The following is a 21127-nucleotide window of genomic DNA, read 5'->3' as shown; positions in this document are numbered from 1 at the left end:
ATTTTTTGTCTTGGCAACTTTTCACCCCGATGATAAATTAGCTCTTAACCTTTTTAATCTTTTCTGAATGGGCCATATACGAGCTTCTTACAAATGGTCCGCTCATAACCCGGATAAATCCTTTCTCAATTGCTATTTTTTTATAATACACGAATTTTTCAGGGGATATATATTCTTTTACTTCAAGCTGCTTTGCGGAAGGTCTCAGGTACTGACCCAGTGTTAGGATACTTACACCTGCGGATCTCAAATCATCCATAGTTCTGGTGATCATATCTTCCGTTTCCCCAAGCCCAAGCATCAGGGAAGATTTGGTATATACGGAGGAAGACAACAGTTTTAATTTACTGAGCACTTCCAGGGATAAAGTATATCCTGCCCTGATATCCCTCACATGAACCTGGAGTTCCCAGACAGTCTCAATATTATGCCCGACAACATCAGGATGAGCGTCTGTAATTTTGCGAAGGCGATCTTCATTTCCCCCAAAATCCGGTATCAGGGCTTCTACAATAATGTTTTCATCAAGGCTTTTAATTTCTTTGATGCAGTTTGCAAAATGCATCGCTCCGCCATCCGGCAGGTCATCCCTGTCCACTGATGTAAGAACAACATATTCCAGACCCAGCTTTTCCACAGCCTGCGCAACCCTTCCGGATTCTGAAGAGTCAAGGGTCTCTCCTTCCTTTCCTTTTTTCACAGCGCAGAACCTGCAGTTTCTCGTGCATATCGAGCCAAGTATCATAAAAGTGGCAGTGCCATGAGTCCAGCATTCCCCGATATTCGGGCACCTTGCACCCCTGCAGACTGTGTTCAATTTTAAGTCCTCAAGGATTTTTTTTATGTCCTCGAATTTTTCCCCGTACGGGGGTCTTATTTTAAGCCATTCGGGCTTATTGGCAACATAAGCACTCACATTTACTCACCTCATAATTTAAACACCTGATAAACTATATATGGATTTGTTGCCATCAATATATTGGTGTGAAATATACGACTATCAGGTGGTGAGAAAATGATAAAATATCGATGCACGGTATGCGGTTATGTATATGACCCTGAGGCCGGGGATCCGCCGAGAGCGAAGCCGGGAACTGCTTTTGAAGATCTTCCTGATGATTGGGTCTGCCCTGTGTGCGGGGTAGCAAAAGATATGTTTGAGAAAATGACTTAACAATCATTATCTCAAACAGACTTGATTTTCTTATTTTTTATTTAATTTGATAAGATATTTATAAAATTGGCTTTAGGAAATCTTATATAACATACGTGATAAAGTTATAAATAGCGATCTTCAGAATACTAAACCGAACAAAACGGGTCGTGGGGCTGGAAATGAAGATTATAAGATAATTGAACCAGGGTTCGGATATGATACTTAAAAGGGATATTAGCAGAATCATTTCTGTACTGATGCTTTTGAGCTTGGTATATATACCTGCCGGACATATGTTTGAGGCTGATCTCAACAACATCAGGGCGATAGAAGCAGTATCTGGAGCAACCTCAACAAACACAGTAACTACACCTCCTATCCCCTCTCCAACAGATAATGCTGCTGCTAATGCCACTGCTGCACCAACTGCAAATGATGCTGCTAATGCTACCGTTGCACCAACAGCTAACGCTACGGCTACTCCTACCCCAACGATAAATGCTACCGCTAACGCCACTGCCAATGTTACTGCCAGCCCCACCGTGAATGTTACATCAACCCCAGTGGAACCCGGAGGACCCGTAATAAATTCATACTCCCCATCAACTCCGGTGTCAGATGTTATTGGAACCACTCGAGCCTTCAACATCACGGTAAACCAGACCGTGAACGTAATATGGCTGATCAATGGTGTTCAGGCTGGGGCCGATACGGGCGTAACTGCTTCAAGCTATACCAACTCAAGTGCATCCCAGGGAACATGGAATGTAACAGCTGTAGCCAGTAATGACAACGGCACTGCCACCCAGAACTGGGATTGGGTTGTGACTGTGCCAGGTTCGCCTTCTATATTAGCATCGGATCCCAAAAGTCCTGTGAATAATCTTGTTGGTACGCCACAAACGTTCAGCATTACTGTAAATCAGACAGGAGATGTGGTCTGGCTGATAAATGACTCTGTGGTTCAGAATAACTCAAATGTAACTGCTGCAAACTATACTAACATCAGCGCTGTCCCTGGAACATTTAACATTACAGCAGTATTCACAAGTATTTACGGTACATCATCAAGCAACTGGATATGGAATGTAAAGAACCCCCCGGAGAATGTCACCAACTTAACAATAATAGCGACAGGGCCGAAATATATAAACTGGACATGGGATACCCCGGAGGATGAAAGCTTTAACGGTACACAAATACTGATAGACGGAGCATTAAAAGATACTCTCCCGGCGTCATTAAATTATTATAATGGTACAGGCTTTATTCAGGGCACGGCTCATAATATTTCCGTGATTGCGGTTGATACTTCTGGTAATAAAGCAATACAGCCCTGGCCTACCAGTACTGGTACCACGACAAATACCCCGGTTGGGAGCGAGGTAACACCTTTAGCATTGCCCCCGGGGGTCACAGTCACTTTTGCAAACATTACGGAAGAAGGGATCACGACAGTATCACCCGAAAAAACCTCTCCTGTGGTTCCAGGCTTTATGCCGCTCGGACCATACATAAACATAACAACAACTGCAAACTTCACAGGTCCTGTAACTATAAGCCTGAACTATACACGACCTCCGGATGGATTTAATAAGAGCAACGTTCGCCTGTATGCTTTGAACGACTCTGCCTGGGAAGACATGACCACTAACATGAACGAGAATACAGTAACTGGAGTCGTATCCGGTCTTCCTCTTGTCGTTGCCGGGATATACCCGCCGCCCAATATTACAATAATCCGGGAGCCTTCTACAGAGATCACTGTAAGGGACTCGATCGTCTTCAATATAAGTATTGACCAGGCAGCGACCGTTAACTGGACTGTAAATGGAAATACGTCATTGGGTCCCCTGGTTATTCCTGCAGGAGGAGACTCCAACTTCACTTTCAATTCAACCAGGATAGGAAATTACTCAATAGTAGCAGAGGCTGAAAACATAAATGGGACAGGCTCGCGAGCATGGAACGTGACAGTACATCCGGTAACTTTCTTTAAAGGAAATCGCATCTGGGATGGAAGCAAACCGGATGAGTTCTCCCTTAACTATACCTGGGATTCTATGAGTTTCTCCGGGTTTTATTATGATATTAACGAAGATGTTGGCGATGAAAGTATTACGATGTCAATGAATGGTTATAAAGATAGAACAATAAGCAGGGGCAACATCAATTACACTACATCCTCCCAGGAAGTGGTCTTTGGGTATGCCGGTTTTGGGAGCTATGACGTTATCGGGTTCATGGCAGATAAGTACTTTGCAGGATACACCGCAAATACAAAACCTCCGGAACCGACATCAGGCATTGATCCCGTTAATACGATTTCCCGGGGACATCTCTATAAGGTGCTTATTGATGATGACACGCGACGCACAATATCTCTGGGAAGCACCCTGGCTCTTCAGGACGGTTATGTTGTAAAAGCTGAAGATATCGACCTTAACGCCAGGACAATGTTAATATCTCTTTTAAAAGACGGGACAGAGGTAGACTCAACTCCGCTCTCGGCAGGTCAGACATATGTATATACAAAAAATGATATTCCTTTAATATTGCTAAGATTTGAAAATGTATTCTCAGGACAGGAGATACAAACTGCGTTCCTGAGAGGATTATTCCAGATATCCGAGAACTATGATACGGTAAGTACAGGGAATGACTTTGGTATTATGGAAATAACCAGTATCGGCGATGAAAGTATAATGATGAGAAATCGTGCGTCCCTGAGTCTTGGTGCAGAGAACAAGATAGACCTGATGGGAGATTTAAAGATAATCGTAGCAGATAGCCCGGATGTCCGTTTTGCTCTATCTGTTGAAAGAACAGGAGAAAGAACAGGAGAATTTGAAGTACGAAGCAATGTTTACAGGGAAAGCGATCCTGTTGACACATGGACTCCGTATAACTTCGGAATGAATATAGGGAAGACAGTCCTGGGGTTTTATTATGACCTGGACAAGGGTATCGGGGAGGAAACCCTGCGCCTTACTGCGCCTCTGGCTGGTAGCAGGACCATCCCGGATGGGGGCTTGCTGTACACGACCACACCCCAGGAAGTAGACTTCGGGTACAGCGGGTTTGGAAGCTATGATGTTATCGGGTTTATGGCAGATAAGTATTTTGCAGGTTATACCACCAACAGCAAACCGCCTGGTACAAGCATTGATCCTGTAAGTGTAATCACGGGTGGTCAATTACATAAGATACTGATTGATGATGATACCCGGCGCACTTTCTCGGTAGGTGGTACTATAGCCCTGAAAGAGGGATATGTTCTGAAAGCAAAAGACATAGATCTTAATGCAAGGACGATACTCTTATCCCTGTTAAAAGATGGCGTTGAGGTGGATGTAGCTCCGCTTTCAGCAGGCCAGACCTATGTGTACACAAAGAATACAGGCGGCCCGGATATTCCTTTAATATTGATGAGATTTGATAATGTATTTTCAGGACAGGAAATACAGTCCGCATTTATCAGAGGCTTGTTCCAGGTATCCGAGAATTATGTTACTATTACTGCCGGGAACAGGTTCGGCAGGATGGTAGTCAGGAATGTGGGAACTGATAACATACAAATGAGTAATGATGGGAGTATCAGCCTTTCTAAAGGTACGAATGAAAACCTGATGGGAAATATCACAGTGAAAGTTGGTGACACTACTGATAATTCTTTGAGGTTTTACTTTGCCGTGGATGTGACCGCAGAGATGATTGCCAGCCGGCTTATAATAAATGCCCCGGCCCGGGCAACTGCCGGTGATACTATAAATATAAATGTTACTGCAGGCGGGAACCCGGTAGGCGGCGCGACGCTTGCAATTAATTCTTCTAACATTGGCCAGACCTCCATCAATGGTACTCTTAATTATACTCTTCCAAAAACCCTGAAAGGTACTTATAATATAACCGCAACCATGTCCGGGTATGATAATGCGACCAGGAATATAGAAGTACTGGAATATATCGAACGCAAGCTGAGCATAGATGCCCCTGCCAGGGCCAACCAGTTTGAAACCATAATAATACTGGTCACTTCAAATAACACGAATGTCAGCAATGCAACTGTGAGCCTTGATAATACGACTATCGGATTTACCAATATCAGCGGTGCCCTGAACTACACGCTAAATACAAGCGGCATTCATAACTTATCCGCATCAAAGACAGATTATATCAATGTTACAAGGGAAATTAACATCAGGGCGCCCTTCTCCGAGTATAAGGCCCTTGATATAAATATCACTCCCAATGTGGTTTTTACTGACGAAGATGCTGTAATCAAATCCAATATCACAAATGCAGGCACCAAAAAAGACACGCTTCCTGTAGAGCTCATAATTAATGGCACCTCAGTGGATAACAGGTCTGTTACTCTTGCTCCGGGTGAGATAAAGGACATTAATTTCACGAGAAAAGAAGCCAGGGCAGGGAACTATACTGTAGAGATCCTTGGACAGAAAGGCTTATTAGAAGTAAAACCGGCGCCTCTTATCTGGAGATTGATACTGATTGCGGCGCTGGTTACAGGTTTAGGGGCAATCGCCATATATCTGCTGACTGCGAAAAACAAGATAAGCTTTGAGGCAATACGAAAAAAATTAGAGCGTAAATGAAAATTATAAAAAAATAATTAAAGAGGGCGAAAATCCCTCTTTTGCAGAGATAAGAGCTATTGTGAAAAGTTCAGGACAGGTCTAATGACTTTCTGATTTATTACCTCCACTATCATGGCATCTGATGTTGTATTGGCCTCAGAGCGCAGAATATAAGCGCCTTGCGTCCGGGGAATCCAATCAACCTTTATGGTTTGTTTTGGTCCTCCCATTAACACTCCTGATGCATTGTATTCCACTACACTGCGGCTTACATTTGTTACTGTTATGTTATATCTGTCGCCAGCGTTGAAATTCATGAAATTCTCCGATAGAATATCCATTGTTGACTGGTTGGTTTGTGGAACTCCGCTCATGTTATCAATTATTTGAACTACTGTGGCTGTTACATTCGGAATAGGATGGTCTGCCGTATCAACATAACTGATATTTGAGTCACTTATATTATATTTGAAATAGATATGTCCTCCAAGAAGTGGGCTACTCGTAGTCACGTTTGTGCAATTTTGTTCTCCTGAGGTCAGATTAAAACTATAATTAGAAGGTGAAAAAATTACATCCGTAAGATTCTGATAAAAATCCATGGTAGCATTGAACGCTAACTCAGTTATATTAAGATTTTTTGTAGCATCATCATTAATCAAACAAAGAGAATGGTTATATTGTCCCGGGTTTGCAGGATTCTGTACTGGATTATCTACAGTCCAGCCATGATCAGGAACACTTCTGTTTCCCCGATCTGGTGGATTCCCTCTGGTCCAGACGACATCAGCTATACGCTTAGTATTCCATGATGTTAGCCAGAAAGTTGCTTCAATTTCAACCCTTGTTCCTGGAGGAATATTTGCCCCATCGGCATTAACATCTACGGCGTGTTTGCCATTATCCGGATTGTTCGTATTGGGAAGTCCCGGCATATTATCCAGATGTGAATGAGCTGGTTCAGGCTGATCGCCAAAATTACTGTTTGAATTCGGGAAAGCTCCAATTATCTTTACTTCCCATCCGTTTATATCGATATTATCTTCTTTTTGCCACAGCTTAAAGTGAAGGTCAGTGGCGCCCTCAGGGAATTGTCCCTGCTTTATAACAAATCTCTCACGTACCCGAACACCTTCTTGCACACCGCCGCGCGTGACAGTTTCATTAGCTGGCGATATCGTTACATTGGAGTTGTTTACTGTTACATTTACTGTATCATTGCCAGGAGCGCATGGTGTCCCATTACTCGTGTTGCTCATGTTGCCACCTATTACATAGTTTCCATTATCTACCTGTGTGGTATTCCATGTAACTGACCAGTTATTTGCCGGATTTGTAGAGTTTGCAATAGGATTCCATATCATACTATTATTAGATCTATATCTCCATTCATTGATATTAGCGATCTGGCAGCCATTCATTACTTGCATTTCCGCCGTATCTACGGCACCATTTACCGTTGATCCCTCTTCAGGAGTGATTATCTGTACCTGTATTGTTGGTCTACCTGTAGCTATCAGTGCTGCGCTGACATTAGCGGTATAGTTTGGTTGAGCTGCAAAACGACTACCATAAGCAGTCAATGTCCCACCGCCTGCAGGGTTAACATGACAAATGGCGCATGAACCATCACCATATACTGCGCTGAAATTTGTAAGATATTCGCTCCGTGCCGAAGCCTCCGGCACTTCTGACAAAGCTACAACTGTGAACAGCAGTAGCATAACTATTATTTTATTCATATATTTACCTCCCTATTTCTATTACACAGATATACTACATCCCATCAGGGGAAGGAGACACCTACGGCGTTTTTCCCGGTAATCCATTAGAGATCATATGCACCACTCTTAAAGTAGAGATCCTGTAACCCTCATAATACAGATGTATTATATCTCCAATTGTTATGTTTATATGCCATGTAATATATAGCTTGTGGGATACTTTTGGAGTATTTTCAGAAACATGCATATTACCCCTCTCCGGCTTACTCTACTGGCGATTTACATGCAATCGATGAATGAAGACGTTTTGAATTATAAACTTCCTCAATAAAATGCTCAATATTCCGGATAGCATCCCACCTGCCGAAATCCTTATATAGCAAATCAAATATGGAATTATCGGGATAAAGATTGCTGGACGTGGGATTATGGGAGAAAGAGTATTGAACGATACGAAATGCAAAAGTGTATCATTTATTGTAAGCGGTCTATTATCAATTTTTATTATTATAATGTTACTGATTTCTGTACCTGCCAATGCGGTTACAGTCGTAATTAGCGGTCTTTCCGGTTCGATCACGCATGGTGATTCCAGGACGTTTAATTTAACAGTAACATTGGAAACTCTTGATAATTTTGTTCCAATTTCCAATGTAACTTTAAATGTAACCGGACCAACCTCAAAACAATGGACAATCGATCCGGTCAACGGTTCAATACTTTCAGGTAATGTTTCTGAAATCTCTATTAATGTAATCTCAATTCCCAATTCAAGCCACTATGGCTTCACTGACTCAAGGCAAGGCGTGGATTCATTAAACAATGGAGTTATTTACAATTTCGGACCTGGATACGGCTATGGGAATAATTCTGGTGAAGACGGTGGAAATATTTCATTCACTTATCAAGTTACACTCTTAACAGATAATCTGACTGTAGGCAGTTATATTGCAAGAGCTTACCTCAATACAGGAGATCAGAGGCAGGCTTACTTTTCTTCCAGTTCATCATCATTCACAGTTGATGCACCTTCCGGAAGTAATGGAGGAAGCGGCGGAGGATCGGCAAGCAGTGGCGGCGGAGGTGGCGGTGGTGGAGGTTCTGGTGAGAATGCATCAAATATCGAAGTAATTGAGAAATATGACCTGGCTATTTACAAGGATAAGCTAACATCATACAGGTTCACAGATAAGAGAAATCCCATAATGTTTGTTAATATAACAGGTGATGTGAATGCAGGAGAAATTACCGCAATGGTAGAAGTCCTGAAGGGTGCTTCCTCATTATTAAAAATCCCTGCTCCAGGGTTGGTTTATAAAAATGAAAATATCTGGGTTGGAACAACCAGTTTCGCAGCCCGAAAGAGTATGAAGGACGCATCCATAAGATTCCGGGTTGAGAACTCCTGGATGGCAGACAACAATATCCGGGGCGAGGATATTTCCATCCTCAAGTGGGGCGGAATATGGAACAAGCTGGAAACAAGAGAAGTTGGTGAGGATGACAGCTACCATTATTTCGAAGCAAAGACTGATTCTTTCTCCCATTTTGCAATAAGCGTACTTAAAGGTGGAGGACCAATAGGAGGCGGGGTATTTCCGGTACCTGTGGCAACGAAAGCACCTGTCCAGGACATCAAGACCTATGTTCTGCCCTATGGGAAGACAACTGAAAAAGCACCCGCTGCAGAAGGATTTGAAGTTATTTTTACAATAGCTGTATTTTCAGCGGCCTACCTGTTCTGGCAAAGAAAAAGATCCTGATGTTTTGTTATAGAGATGCCAAGAGAGAAAATACGTTATTATTAAAAAAACGTATGCTGTTATTAACCAGTACAGGTTGCCGAAGGACACGGAAAAGTTATATGATAAATGTAGAAACGCAGCGATCATATAGAACTGTATAGCCCGGTTCGTTGCAATGCCATAGGCTGTAATTGACGCGCTTGCTGCGTGGAAGAAAATTCCTCAATAAAAGGAACGAAAAAACCTACAGCGCATAATTCAGAATACAATACCGGTAGCAGGAAGCACAGGTGGCTTGAGAATATATTGACAAAGAACGTAATAGGAATACTCACTATCAATCCGGATAATAAAAAGAAAGATCTCTTTAAAACCGGGTTTATGCATGGGTATTATAATTTTGTTATCGTTTACCACGTTTAAGAGAAACCCCTTCCTCACCATCTTGGGCACTTTGCCGGTGCCAGGATCACAGAAATACCATTCTTTCCAAGTTTTTCATTTAAGATTTTCCTGATATTTTTTTCATGAGGATCCACAGTTACAGTGTCCTTGATATAATAACTCAGCAGCCCTGCCAGGTACGGGACGTTTTGTCCTCCTGTCATCGCAGCCACTTCGTTCTGGAGAACAACTACAACGACTTCATGTTTATTATGGACCGCATTAACCAGTGCAGGGATACCTGAGTGTGCAAAGCCAAAATCACCGATAATGGCGATGCCTTTCCTGTTAAAACCGCATGCTGTACTTATTGATGAGCCAAGCGAGAACGCTGCATCGATAAGCGAAAGGGGCGGTGAGGACGTCATGATGGAGCAACCCATATCGCCTGCGACCGGAACATCCAGCTCTTTTATTGCTAAATAAAGGGGCATATACGGGCAATCTTCGCACATGGGGCGAGGCCCTCTTTTTTCTATAGTCTGGGGTACAATATCGCTCTTTGGAGCGTCATTATTAATATTTTCAAGGGCTTTTCGGATATCCTCAACTTCTGCAATTCCATACGGCATGTGTCCCGTGAGCTTCCCAAATACTCTTTTTGAAAACTGCTTTTCAATAACAGGCTCTGTTTCTTCTACCACAAGCACTCTTGAATGCTCTTTTATGAAACGGTCGATAAGTTCAATGGGCAAAGGATTTACGACCGTGAGCGATAAGTGGGACGTATCACCGGATATTATGGAATCAACAAGCGACGAGGGAAAACCGGATGAAATTATTCCAATATTGCCTTTTTTCTTATTGGTCTTATTATTTTTATTATATGTATTCAATTTTGAGGCTTCAGCATACCTACACATCTGCGGATATGATCCGGCATGGAATCGCTGGTGTTTCCCGAGCATAGTTAGATGCCATATTTTTTTATCAATTGGCTTTGATTGGTATGGTTCGCTTTTTCGTACGAAGCCGCCATTACTTTTCAATAACCTGTCAGTAAGCCTGATAATCACGGGAGTTCTCACTGTTTCAGATAACATGAAAGCTTCTTTCACACAAAGATAAGCATTTTCCGTTGTTCCCGGATCAAATACCGGCACTTCTGCTACAAGTCCGTAAAAACGCGAATCCTGCTCATTCTGCGATTTTTCGATGCCGGGATCATCCCCTGCGAAAATCACAACACCTGCGCCAATGGTATGTATCGCCGAGGTAACAAGCGGGTCTGAAAGTATGTTCATACCAACATGTTTTGTAATGACTGCACAGCGTTGCCCGCATACTGACGATCCCAGTGCTATCTCAAGCGCCACTTTTTCATTAACTGACCATTCGTGCTTAACATCTCCTAGTGATTCCATGAGGTCTGTTATCGGATAACCGGGGACGCCAGTGACTCTTTTCACATCACAATCAACAATGCCGCTAACTATTGCTTCAAGGCCATTCATAAAAATACCGATTCATCATTTCTTGAAAACCAGGGAAGAGCCGCAAGTGCTCCTATTATGCCTTTTCCATCTATGCAAATTTCAACATTATTTTTTGCGGCTGTCTCAATTGTTAATTCTTTGGAAATCATCCTGCTTCTGCAAAGCCTGCTGTATTCCATAAGAGAAGAAGTATCAAAACCGGATAAAGCGACCATACCTGTCTCGGATGAGACGCTGTACTTAAGAAGCCCCTCTTTTATTTTGGCAAGTAACTCTTCCTTGGCTCCTTGCATGCACGCAAATTCAAGTACTGTCGCCACGCAGTTCTGGGTCTTGTCAGGCACGGGATAAAGCTGGACAAGCGTGTGTGAAATATATTTATGTTCCAGGGAATCAACGGCTGCCCCGATATTATGGGCAAGAGTCCATGTCGCCCCCACTTCTTTTGAATCAGTATTGTCCATTCCTACGAGTACCCGTTCCCTTCGCGGAACTACGATCGTGCCGCTTGCGCGTTTTCCCCCGCCTGACTCTGAAATATTCGAGCGGATAACGCCCTTTGCGCATGCCCTGCATGTGGTCGCCCCAACGCCCCCGCCGCCGAGGCCGCTATATGTTATCTCTATTTCATCGTCATTCACGAGGACGGATTCAATGCCCGCAGCAGCTGTTGATGATTGCAGTTCCAGGTTTGATCTTCCCACCCTTACCAGGTAGCGCATCATGTCCCCGACAGAGCGGCTTTTTATGACAAGCGGGCTTTTAGAATAATGATACAGCGCCCATGCTGAGCCGCCATAACAATTGGAATGTTCCATAATTTCCACAAATTCATTTTTGTGGTCGGCTACTGCGTAAATACCTTTATAAGGTATAGTATAAGGATCTTGTAGATTCATAAACACTGGTTTTAAGTATTTTATCTGATATATGAGTTATGGGTATAATTAAATGACATATAGAATTCTCTGTATCTTTTTAATGCTCTTGACAATAAATAGTGTTTATGCGCTTGAAGAAGGTGTTTCAGTCCCTCTTGTTGCTGATAAAAGCACAGGTGACGGGGAAGAAGGAATCCTTCTGAGAGCCGAGGTGATAGTGACCAACGGCACAGGCCATGTATTCGTTGATACGAACCCTTACACCCAGGTGGATCTCCAGGGTTCGGCGAGAATCGCAGCCATGGTCGCATCTGATGTCCTGGGGATTGATGAAAAATCGTATGATTTCTATTATATTATAGATATAAGTTCACCTATCATTGGCGGGCCTTCGGCAGGCGGGGCGCTGACCGTAGCAACAGTTGCTGCTATAAACAAATGGCCTCTGAAAAGCGATGTTGTGATGACGGGAATGATCAATCCTGATGAATCAATAGGACCTGTTGGCGGAATACCCTTCAAGCTTGAAGCTGCGGCGGAAAAAAACGCTACGCTTTTCCTGATACCCGAAGGCCAGAGCACTGTAACCGTGACAAAAACAAACACCAGTTCAGGTGGTTCTATTATTATTACAAATACTGAGGAAACAGTGGATGTGGTTGAACTTGGCAAGAAATTGAATGTTACTGTAAAAGAAGTAAGTACGATACAGGATGTTGTCAGGGAATTTACAGGTTATGAGATTACAAAACCAACATATAAAGGGACTATACTGACAACTCAATACATGGACCTCCTGAAACCTCTTGCCCGGGATCTGAAAAACGAATCCGGGTATATGTATAAAGAAATGGAATCAACATTACCTAAAAACCAGTTCCTGGGGACTGCAAAGGATATCCTGGACAGGGCAGATAAGATGTATGATGATAATAAATACTATGCTGCGACTTCCTTATATTTCAATTCAATGTATACAATGCGATTTGCACAGTGGAATGACGGATATGATAAATCGTCTGATAAGGAACAATATCTTACAGAAATCATAAGGAGAGTTGAAAAACAGATTAATCTCTCCGAAAATGATCTTAGTAATTTCACATTATACGGAATAAGTGATGCGGAAGCAGTAGGTGCTGCCGAATCAAGGATTACTGCTGCCAGGGTGAAACTTGATGATGCGAAAAAACTTACTGATGCGCAGGAGAAGATTACTTCACTTGCATTTGCCCATGAGAGAGCGCGTACAGCGCAGTGGTGGCTTACGCTTGCGACGCCTGATGGGAAAATCGTGCCTGAAAAAGTCCTGAAAGACCGCGCAGGATGGTACCTGAGCCAGGCCCAATCCATCAATACCTATATGTTCGCACTGGTCTCAGAAACCGGGTCGCATCCTGAGATAACAGGCGGTGCAGGCGAGGACCTGGACCACGCGCAGAAGGAAATGGAGCGCGGCTACTATGCAGGTGCGATTTTTGATTCACTCCAGGCCACAACAAAATCCAGTACCATGATCGGGTTAATGGGTAAAAAAGATACACAAAAGAAAGTCGATGAGAGTTACGAAGCTGCGAAAGTTGCGATAAACGAAGCCCGTCTTGCGGGGATCGAACCCACGCTTGCAGTGAGCGCTTATGAATACGGGGAAACTATGACCAATCCATATGAACAAATTTCCCAGTATTTTTATGCCAGGACAATCGCAAAGACCTCAATCGTACTTAAATCCCATTCCATTCCCTCAAATCAAACACCTGTTAAACCTGTCATTACCCCTTATGTGTCAGAGCCATTTGAGCCTCTGATGCCTGCTCCTGATGCTACCGTAAAAAGATCAAAAACAAAAATAGAAGTTCCGGGTTTTGAAGCAGTTATGGCTGTATCTATATTGCTGGCGGCAAGAAGATTATATAATAAAAATAAAAAAATCAGGAAATAACCAATCCATTAATTATATCCCCTATGCTATCGTAAAAAGCGGTCATGAAGTACATCATAGTCACCGGCGGTGTGATGAGCGGACTTGGAAAAGGAATAACGGCAGCATCTATCGGGCGGATTTTGAAAAACAAAGGATTCAATGTTACGGCCATCAAGATCGATCCTTACATTAATATCGATGCCGGGACCATGAGTCCATACCAGCATGGTGAGGTCTTTGTCCTTAAAGACGGGGGAGAAGTCGACCTTGATCTTGGTAACTATGAACGTTTTCTTGATATTGAACTAACACGGGAGCATAATATAACTACGGGGCAGGTGTACCAGACAGTCATAGAAAAGGAAAGACGCGGGGATTATCTTGGGAAAACCGTACAGATCATCCCTCATGTGACAAATGAGATAAAAGAACGGATCAGGAAAGTTTCAAAAAAGAGCGGCGCGGAAATTTGTATAATCGAAGTGGGCGGCACGGTCGGCGACATCGAAAGCATGCCTTTCCTTGAAGCGGTAAGGCAAATGCACAGTGAGGAAATGGAAGAGGATATTATTTTTGTGCATGTGACGCTTGTTCCTCTTGACACGCAGGGTGAACAAAAAACAAAACCCACACAGCATTCTGTTAAAGAACTCAGGAGCCTCGGCCTCCAGCCTGATGCAATAGTGGCAAGGTGCAAAGAACCCGTACTTCTTGACACAAAATCAAAAATAGCGCTCTTTTGCGACGTTCCCGTAAGTGCGGTCGTAAGCGCCCATGATGCAAGCGATATATATTATGTTCCTGCACTTATGGAAAAAGAGGGTCTTTCAGATTATTTAATGAAGAAGCTTAATATTACGGAAAAAGAAATCTCTCATGTCTGGGAAACGTTAATGAAGAAGATGGCTTCCATTGATAAGGAGATCCGTATAGCGGTGGTGGGAAAATATGCGCATCTTGGCGACTCTTATATCAGTATCAACGAAGCGCTAAAACACGCAGGAATAGAATGCGGCTGCCGTGTAAAAGCAGACTGGCTTGATGCTGAGGAATTTGAGAGGAATCCATCAGATATTGATATTCTCAGGAAATATAATGGTATCCTTGTTCCCGGAGGTTTCGGTGTGCGCGGGACCGAAGGGAAAATCCTTGCCATAAAATATGCACGCGAGAACAATATCCCGTATCTTGGCCTGTGCCTTGGCATGCAGCTTGCTGTGATTGAATTTGCCAGGGATGTACTGGGATTAACAGATGCGAACAGCTCCGAGCTTGCAAAGACACAGCATCCTGTTATCGATATTTTACCCGAGCAGGAGAACATCAGGAATATGGGCGGTACAATGCGCCTGGGTAATTGCGAAGCGGTTCTTGTGGAAGGTTCCCTTGCCTGTAAATTGTATGGAGGCATCAATCTTATCGAACGCCATCGCCACAGGTATGAGGTAAACCCGAAATACATAAAGCAGATCGAGGCAAAGGGTATGAAATTCACTGGCATGAATGACCACAGGATGGAGATAGCAGAAATACCTGATCACAAGTTCTTCTTTAGTTCCCAGTTCCATCCCGAGTTCAAGTCACGCCCCGGAAAGCCGTCGCCGCCGTTTCTGGCATTTGTGAAAGCGGCTATACAGTGATTGTGGCATTTTTCAGACAGCGTAGTAATAAATCAGATTCATTGACTTTAAGTTCTGTATAGTTTTGACAAAACCAATATATACAATTGTGCATAAGTAAGGTAATATTCTGAAAGTTGGTAACACGATTGGTATGGTCAGTCATGCATATTTCGCCCAAAAGGAAAAAGATACAATAAACCGCAAAAAACGCAAAGCATAGAAGCAAATCTTTGCTCCCTTTGCGTTCTTTGCGGTGAGCGTTCAATTAATCTTTGAATTCCTATCGGCTTATTTAATACTGATTGACTATAACGCCACTTTCGAAAAGGAGATATATGGATAAATTCCAAAAAATAAGAAAAACGACACAATTCACGTCACTTGCCATAAGTTTGATAATATTTACAATAGCAGTATATGGCCTGATAATCCACAATGACCTTTATTTCGAGATAGGACTTCTTCTGATCGGATTTATAATTGCCGGAGGAATTCTCATGGCACCTATACTGGGAAGGTTCTGGTGCGGGTGGCTCTGTCCTCGTGGCACATTCCTTGAATATTTTGTTGAGAAAATATCGAACAAGTCCAGAATACCGGATTTTTTGAGGTCAAAAGCGTTCAAATTGTTCATTGCTTCAATACTAACAATAATGTTTATTATGGTACTTCTTGATAAAAATCCGCTGCTGACATCGGATGATGAGCTTGCCTCGATCGGAGGTTTCATTGTATTCATGTGTATCATGACTACACTCTTGATTTCCATACCTCTGGGTATTATTTACATGCCAAGGACATGGTGCAGTTTTTGTCCTGTTGGATACGCTCAATCACTTATCGCGAAGAATAAAATCCTCAATATATCGATAGGAGATTGCAGGAATTGCAAAAAATGTCACTCATCATGTAATCTTGACCTGTGCAAGGATTATACGGGAAAAAGCAAAAATATAGAATCAACGGATTGTCTCGCCTGCATGAAATGTTCTGATTCGTGCAAGATCGGGGCAAGTAAACCCGTGATCACGCTAAAGGCAGCCTGAAGTTGCCTCTGGTTTCTGGATTATTTATTCGATCCTGTAAATCCTTTCCAGAATAAATATTGAGACATGCTCTTAATTCAAGCCCCGTTTCCTGATAATATATCCTGCGATCACAAGTCCTATTGCGAGTATTCCGGTAAATCCCGGAGATTTCACTGGTGAAGCCTGGGGAATGGTATTATCCGGGGTGTTTCCAGGTTTGGCTGTTTCCACAGCTGATACAGTTGTGACCGTAATTGCAGGCTGCGATGGAACTGCTTGCGGCGCTGACAATTTTGTCTCTTCCGTATGGCAGGCAGAGCACTGCAATCCACTTTGCGACGTTAATTTCCCAATCTTATTAAAGGCATGCAGTGTATCAATATCATGGCATCTTGTGCATTTAGGTACTACAACCTGCCCATTTTCCTGGTGGCAGTTTTGACAATCCACCTTTGAAGCATGGATCGCATGTGGTATCTCGCTGCCGCTGGCTTTGGAAGTACCTTTGTGGCATCCGTAACAACCTTTCTTTTCATCGACTCCCCCGTGGATAGTTGCAACGCTGGAAGCCGAATGACAGTTCTGGCAAATGAGAGTCATTCCTTCTGATTGTAGTGGTTTAACAATAGCCGGAGGTGATTTATGACATTTTACGCATGCTTCATTGTTTCCATGCACCTGTATCAGGTCCTGGTGACAATGGGAGCATACTGCATCTTTCAGAAGATTATTATGTACATCAGTTATGGTTTTATGGCAATATGCGCAGGTCTGTGTGGCCACTTTCCCTGCATGTACCTGATGGATTGGCCCATTATGGCATTTTGTGCACTGGGGTACTGATACATTCAGCTTGTCACCATGACAGTTCACGCATTCCACCGGCTTATTGGCATGGATGATATGCGGGGTATCAGTATGGCATTTTTTACAATTAACATCATTTGCCGTCAGTAAAGATGCTGTAAAGTTTGCTTCTGCTGCATATGCCGCTGTCGAAAATACGACAGGTATGAAAATCAATAAAATAATAAATCTTCCTATCTTCATATCAAATCATCAACCAATACCCGTTTTTGTATGAATCGTGTTGGGCATGTATATTATGTTTTCGATTTGATCACGATATTTCAACTTATTACACTCACGATCCCGTTAAATTCAGAATCATAAGTGAAAAGTGTGTCAATATTATGTCTATCCATCATTGCAATATTGGTGCAATCCGTGAAACTAAAATTCTTATCTTTAAATTTTAGATAAAGATCCCATGCCCTCTCAAAGTCGACAGGCTCAAGGAACCTGAATATAATTGGCCTGGCTCTTGAGAACCTGCCTATATCTTTCGCAAAATTTTTATTGCCAGTCCGAAGGTAAGCAATGGTTACTGCTTCATCAAAGATATAATCGCTGACATACAATTTTCCATATTCCCCCTTTAAAGCCCCGGTCATGATAACAAGAGCTTTATCATGATTTTTATCATCAGCATTTCTTGCAGCTATAAGCGCAGAAGTGTCAATAAGAAGGCTCATGAGTCCCCGTAAAGATATCGGTCTATATCTTCTGAAGAATCTGCAACTCCCCAATGCACAGGCTTTTTCAGCATAATGAGGGCAGTATTATCTTCTTTTTTCAGGAGTTTTTTTATTGTTGCGACATCTGAATTTGAGATAAGTATATCGAGGATTTTTTTCTCTGTAATTTTAATTCCACTGCTGCGTAATTGCTGGAATAGGTTATCAAGAATTATTTTCGCATCCGAACTTATTTTGACACTTGTATTCTCGGCCATATTAGTCTACTTTCTACTTTCTACTAAATAAGATTTTTGAATTAGAAATATCCTCAAATAGTTTCACTTATTATAGATACAGAAACAATAAGGATCCAACAATCGTCAATCACCCACACCTGAAGGCTGTGGGCATGTTCTGTGAGGAGCATGGGTAACAGGTTGACAAGGAGGCATAAATTATGCAGAAGTTAGAAGAAAGAAATACATACACACCCACCGATATTCCGCACGTTAGTGGCAACTGTGATCTATTATTAAACAGAACCGAAACATCGGTTCACGCTGTATCCAGGTATGGCAAAGCCATACGTGTGTGCGACGTAAACTGGCGCAACGGTTTAGAGGAAACTCTCAGTGTAATAGGTTTAAAAACATCTCCTAACAACTCCGATGCGGCTCTAATTGCGACAGAACACGCAAAGCAGAACACGAGTGTATCTGCTGTTTATGTTCTAAACATGAGAGGAAAAACACTCATGCCTACAACACCACAAAAAGCAAAAAAGTTATTAAAGGAGGATAAAGCGAAAGTAATCAGGAGAACACCATTCACGATTCAACTAAAATATGCAACAGGAGAAACAAAACAACCGATAATTCTTGGAGTGGATAGCGGATTCTTGAATGTGGGATTATCTGCAATAACAGACAGGAAAGAAGTGTATTCCGCCAAGGTAATACTTCGCTCAGATACGGTAAAACTCAATTCGGAAAGAAAGCAGTATCGCAGAGCAAGACGCAGCAGAAAAACATGGTACAGACCACCAAGATTCCTTAACCGAAAAAAACCAGATGGATGGCTTGCTCCTTCAATCCAGCATAAACTTGAAAGCCATATCAAGTTAATTGACAACATAAAAAGATTGCTTCCGATTACGAAGATCGTTATTGAAGTAGCTGCATTTGATATCCAGAAAATCAAGAATCCTAAAATATCCGGAGCTGGATATCAGAACGGAGTACAGAAAGATAGCTGGAATGTCAGGGAATATGTGCTTCACCGGGACGATCATACATGTCAGGCATGTAAAGGTAAATCAAAAGACCCGATACTTGAAATACATCATATTATTTCAAGACAAATCGGTGGAAATGCCCCTGATAATCTATTGACCCTTTGCCAGACCTGTCATACAAAAGTTTCAAAAGGAAAACTGAAACTGGATATAAAATTACCCACAAGTTTCAAACCGGAAACTTTTATGTCAATAGTAAGATGGAAAATGGTCAATATGTTAAGGGCTGCAGGAAATATTGTAAATCACACTTATGGATATATCACAAAATTTAATAGAATTGCATTGGATCTTGATAAATCCCATAATACCGATGCTTTTGTAATCGCAGGTGGAACTATACAAGAAAGAAGTCCAGTAAGCCATTTAATCCAACAGGTCAGAAAATGTAATCGTAAATTATTCAAAGGCGATAGAAGCCATATCAAGAACACGGCTGCCCGATTCATTCACGGATTCCAAAGATTCGATAAAGTTCTATGGAATAATATTGAATGTTTCGTATTCGGGAGAAGAAAAACCGGTTATTTTGAATTGAGACAACTTGATGGTACAAAAATCCATGCCTCAGCAAAGGCGAAAGAACTCACGCTATTAGAAACTGCTAATACGTTTTTGATCTCGAATTTGAGGCGGGGTACGCTCCCCCACACTCTAAAGAGTGTGGTTTCCGCTACCGCTACACCCCACGGAGTATTATGAACTCAATAATCCTTCCAGATGCAATAAAATATGACGGCTCCCAGATAGCACCATTATGGGCTTATAGTATGGGGATAAAAGGCGATTCCATAGTGGTTTTCCATGGCCCCATGGATGTGACGTTTGAAAACATGAAGGATCTTGAAGATGAAAAAGCAGGGAAAACCATTATGGGCGATGACCTGATCCATTTTATTGTAGAGAGATTTGATTCACCTGCAAGTATGCGGCTTGCATATTACATGCAGCGCCTTCTTATCGTAAGCATAAGGGATGTGCTTGGAAAATACGGCATAAAAACAACCCGCAACGGCGATGATCTTTTTGTGGATAACGGGAAACTTACTGTAAGCATTGCAAGTGCGGGTGTAACGAGTGAAAAAATCCATTGCGGGATCAATATCACGACACAGGGAACACCTCACGATGTCAGGACCGCAGCACTAACTGAAATTGGAATAAAAGACTGGGAAGCAGTCGCAAAAGATATTGCAGATAATTTTGTCCGTGAAATTGAGGATATTGAAGGCGATATCGTTAAAACAAAAAGCTTATGAAATTGATAAAATCGGGTATTGCCCTCATACTTATTGGTTTTGCAATGGTTTTCATAGGGACTATAGTTTCCTCGCAAAATACAAATATCGGCGGTCTTATTATGATAGGCCCTATCCCCATAGCGTTCGGGACATCCCCTGAGATCACAGTGATAGCGATGCTTATCGGTGTTATCCTGATGCTATTGATGTTTTTCCTCGGGAGGAAGAATGAAATTCCCGGAAAAAAAAGCATTTCAGACACGGAACCTGAGACAGAAGTAAAAGGCGGAGGTGTAATATTGATCGGACCGATACCGATTGTTTTTGGTTCTGACAAACGATATGCGATTATTTCTATTTTATTGACTATAGCGCTTATGATCCTGGCACTGGTATTTTTATATTAGATAACCAATTATGTGCATCGAATCGGTGTGAAAAACAAATGTAGGTCAAATTTTCAGATAAGCTCTTACACCTCATAAGATGCTAAAATTTACGACAGGGAAAAGTA

At 42.3% G+C, this 21127-nt stretch carries 17 protein-coding genes; 10 read left to right on the top strand and 7 right to left on the bottom strand.

From position 1 onward, the window contains the following. Positions 1 to 37 precede the first annotated feature (37 nt). Positions 38 to 916: a lipoyl synthase gene (lipA, locus tag FIB07_08310; GenBank protein NJD52853.1), complete on the bottom strand. Its 879-nt coding sequence runs from the start codon at positions 914 to 916 to the stop codon at positions 38 to 40. 99 nt (positions 917 to 1015) lie between these two features. Between lipA and FIB07_08305 the strand changes: the two genes are divergently transcribed. Together FIB07_08305 and FIB07_08300 are read left to right on the top strand one after the other, a co-directional pair. Beyond that, on the top strand, positions 1016 to 1174 hold the full coding sequence (locus tag FIB07_08305; protein NJD52852.1) for a rubredoxin: 159 nt from the start codon (positions 1016 to 1018) through the stop codon (positions 1172 to 1174). Positions 1175 to 1371: 197 nt separating this feature from the next. Further along, entirely contained in the window at positions 1372 to 5772 is a 4401-nt protein-coding gene (locus FIB07_08300; protein ID NJD52851.1) for a hypothetical protein, read from the top strand. A gap of 56 nt (positions 5773 to 5828) precedes the next feature. On the opposite strand, the gene FIB07_08295 is transcribed toward FIB07_08300, so the two are convergent. Then, complete coding sequence (locus FIB07_08295; protein NJD52850.1) at positions 5829 to 7496, bottom strand: hypothetical protein; 1668 nt, start codon at positions 7494 to 7496, stop codon at positions 5829 to 5831. A 410-nt stretch (positions 7497 to 7906) separates the two neighbouring features. Between FIB07_08295 and FIB07_08290 the strand changes: the two genes are divergently transcribed. Both FIB07_08290 and FIB07_08285 read left to right on the top strand, forming a co-directional pair. Then, a complete protein-coding gene (locus tag FIB07_08290; GenBank protein NJD52849.1) occupies positions 7907 to 9241 on the top strand; it encodes a PGF-pre-PGF domain-containing protein in 1335 nt (444 codons plus the stop codon). Between the two features lie 189 nt (positions 9242 to 9430). Further along, a complete protein-coding gene (locus tag FIB07_08285; protein ID NJD52848.1) occupies positions 9431 to 9646 on the top strand; it encodes a hypothetical protein in 216 nt (71 codons plus the stop codon). A 14-nt stretch (positions 9647 to 9660) separates the two neighbouring features. Here the strand turns inward: FIB07_08285 and FIB07_08280 are convergent, their stop codons facing one another. Together FIB07_08280 and FIB07_08275 are read right to left on the bottom strand one after the other, a co-directional pair. Next, complete coding sequence (locus FIB07_08280) at positions 9661 to 11121, bottom strand: indolepyruvate ferredoxin oxidoreductase subunit alpha (protein NJD52847.1); 1461 nt, start codon at positions 11119 to 11121, stop codon at positions 9661 to 9663. Further along, positions 11118 to 12002: a DUF1743 domain-containing protein gene (locus FIB07_08275; GenBank protein ID NJD52846.1), complete on the bottom strand. Its 885-nt coding sequence runs from the start codon at positions 12000 to 12002 to the stop codon at positions 11118 to 11120. Before FIB07_08275 ends, FIB07_08280 begins: the two co-directional genes overlap by 4 nt. A gap of 52 nt (positions 12003 to 12054) precedes the next feature. On the opposite strand from FIB07_08275, the gene FIB07_08270 reads away from it, so the two are divergent. From FIB07_08270 to FIB07_08260, 3 genes are all read left to right on the top strand, one after another. Next, positions 12055 to 13926: a hypothetical protein gene (locus FIB07_08270; GenBank protein NJD52845.1), complete on the top strand. Its 1872-nt coding sequence runs from the start codon at positions 12055 to 12057 to the stop codon at positions 13924 to 13926. Between the two features lie 44 nt (positions 13927 to 13970). After that, positions 13971 to 15548 (top strand): CTP synthase (glutamine hydrolyzing), encoded by a 1578-nt coding sequence (gene pyrG / locus FIB07_08265; GenBank protein NJD52844.1) that lies wholly within the window; start codon positions 13971 to 13973, stop codon positions 15546 to 15548. A gap of 317 nt (positions 15549 to 15865) precedes the next feature. Next, entirely contained in the window at positions 15866 to 16576 is a 711-nt protein-coding gene (locus FIB07_08260) for a 4Fe-4S binding protein (protein ID NJD52843.1), read from the top strand. A gap of 72 nt (positions 16577 to 16648) precedes the next feature. Here FIB07_08260 and FIB07_08255 read toward each other — a convergent pair whose 3' ends face one another. From FIB07_08255 to FIB07_08245, 3 genes are all read right to left on the bottom strand, one after another. Then, positions 16649 to 17608 carry a hypothetical protein gene (locus FIB07_08255; GenBank protein NJD52842.1) on the bottom strand — a complete coding sequence of 320 codons (960 nt, stop codon included), beginning with the start codon at positions 17606 to 17608 and terminating at the stop codon, positions 16649 to 16651. Between the two features lie 80 nt (positions 17609 to 17688). Beyond that, positions 17689 to 18093, bottom strand: coding sequence for a type II toxin-antitoxin system VapC family toxin (locus FIB07_08250; GenBank protein NJD52841.1), 405 nt, complete (start codon positions 18091 to 18093; stop codon positions 17689 to 17691). Further along, complete coding sequence (locus FIB07_08245) at positions 18090 to 18353, bottom strand: hypothetical protein (GenBank protein NJD52840.1); 264 nt, start codon at positions 18351 to 18353, stop codon at positions 18090 to 18092. The genes FIB07_08250 and FIB07_08245 overlap by 4 nt, the downstream gene beginning before the upstream one ends. Before the next feature lie 461 nt (positions 18354 to 18814). Between FIB07_08245 and FIB07_08240 the strand changes: the two genes are divergently transcribed. From FIB07_08240 to FIB07_08230, 3 genes are all read left to right on the top strand, one after another. Beyond that, a complete protein-coding gene (locus FIB07_08240; GenBank protein NJD52839.1) occupies positions 18815 to 20074 on the top strand; it encodes an HNH endonuclease in 1260 nt (419 codons plus the stop codon). Beyond that, positions 20071 to 20631: a DUF366 family protein gene (locus tag FIB07_08235; protein ID NJD52838.1), complete on the top strand. Its 561-nt coding sequence runs from the start codon at positions 20071 to 20073 to the stop codon at positions 20629 to 20631. Before FIB07_08240 ends, FIB07_08235 begins: the two co-directional genes overlap by 4 nt. Positions 20632 to 20732: 101 nt before the next feature. Further along, positions 20733 to 21020: a DUF131 domain-containing protein gene (locus FIB07_08230; protein ID NJD52837.1), complete on the top strand. Its 288-nt coding sequence runs from the start codon at positions 20733 to 20735 to the stop codon at positions 21018 to 21020. The last annotated feature ends 107 nt before the right edge of the window (positions 21021 to 21127 follow it).

This window comes from Candidatus Methanoperedens sp. (genome assembly GCA_012026795.1).
Classification (GTDB): Archaea; Halobacteriota; Methanosarcinia; order Methanosarcinales; family Methanoperedenaceae; genus Methanoperedens.
This window is presented reverse-complemented; position numbering and strand designations above follow the sequence as displayed.

What these genes read in the sequence shown, in the direction of transcription:
- FIB07_08305 (NJD52852.1), top strand. Translation starts at nt 1,016, where the DNA reads ATGATAAAATATCGATGCACGGTATGCGGTTATGTATATGACCCTGAG.
- FIB07_08300 (NJD52851.1), top strand. Translation starts at nt 1,372, where the DNA reads ATGATACTTAAAAGGGATATTAGCAGAATCATTTCTGTACTGATGCTT.
- FIB07_08295 (NJD52850.1), bottom strand. Translation starts at nt 7,496, where the DNA reads ATGAATAAAATAATAGTTATGCTACTGCTGTTCACAGTTGTAGCTTTG.
- FIB07_08290 (NJD52849.1), top strand. Translation starts at nt 7,907, where the DNA reads ATGGGAGAAAGAGTATTGAACGATACGAAATGCAAAAGTGTATCATTT.
- FIB07_08280 (NJD52847.1), bottom strand. Translation starts at nt 11,121, where the DNA reads ATGAATGGCCTTGAAGCAATAGTTAGCGGCATTGTTGATTGTGATGTG.
- FIB07_08275 (NJD52846.1), bottom strand. Translation starts at nt 12,002, where the DNA reads ATGAATCTACAAGATCCTTATACTATACCTTATAAAGGTATTTACGCA.
- FIB07_08270 (NJD52845.1), top strand. Translation starts at nt 12,055, where the DNA reads ATGACATATAGAATTCTCTGTATCTTTTTAATGCTCTTGACAATAAAT.
- pyrG (NJD52844.1), top strand. Translation starts at nt 13,971, where the DNA reads ATGAAGTACATCATAGTCACCGGCGGTGTGATGAGCGGACTTGGAAAA.
- FIB07_08260 (NJD52843.1), top strand. Translation starts at nt 15,866, where the DNA reads ATGGATAAATTCCAAAAAATAAGAAAAACGACACAATTCACGTCACTT.
- FIB07_08255 (NJD52842.1), bottom strand. Translation starts at nt 17,608, where the DNA reads ATGAAGATAGGAAGATTTATTATTTTATTGATTTTCATACCTGTCGTA.
- FIB07_08250 (NJD52841.1), bottom strand. Translation starts at nt 18,093, where the DNA reads ATGAGCCTTCTTATTGACACTTCTGCGCTTATAGCTGCAAGAAATGCT.
- FIB07_08245 (NJD52840.1), bottom strand. Translation starts at nt 18,353, where the DNA reads ATGGCCGAGAATACAAGTGTCAAAATAAGTTCGGATGCGAAAATAATT.
- FIB07_08240 (NJD52839.1), top strand. Translation starts at nt 18,815, where the DNA reads ATGAGAGGAAAAACACTCATGCCTACAACACCACAAAAAGCAAAAAAG.
- FIB07_08235 (NJD52838.1), top strand. Translation starts at nt 20,071, where the DNA reads ATGAACTCAATAATCCTTCCAGATGCAATAAAATATGACGGCTCCCAG.
- FIB07_08230 (NJD52837.1), top strand. Translation starts at nt 20,733, where the DNA reads ATGATAGGCCCTATCCCCATAGCGTTCGGGACATCCCCTGAGATCACA.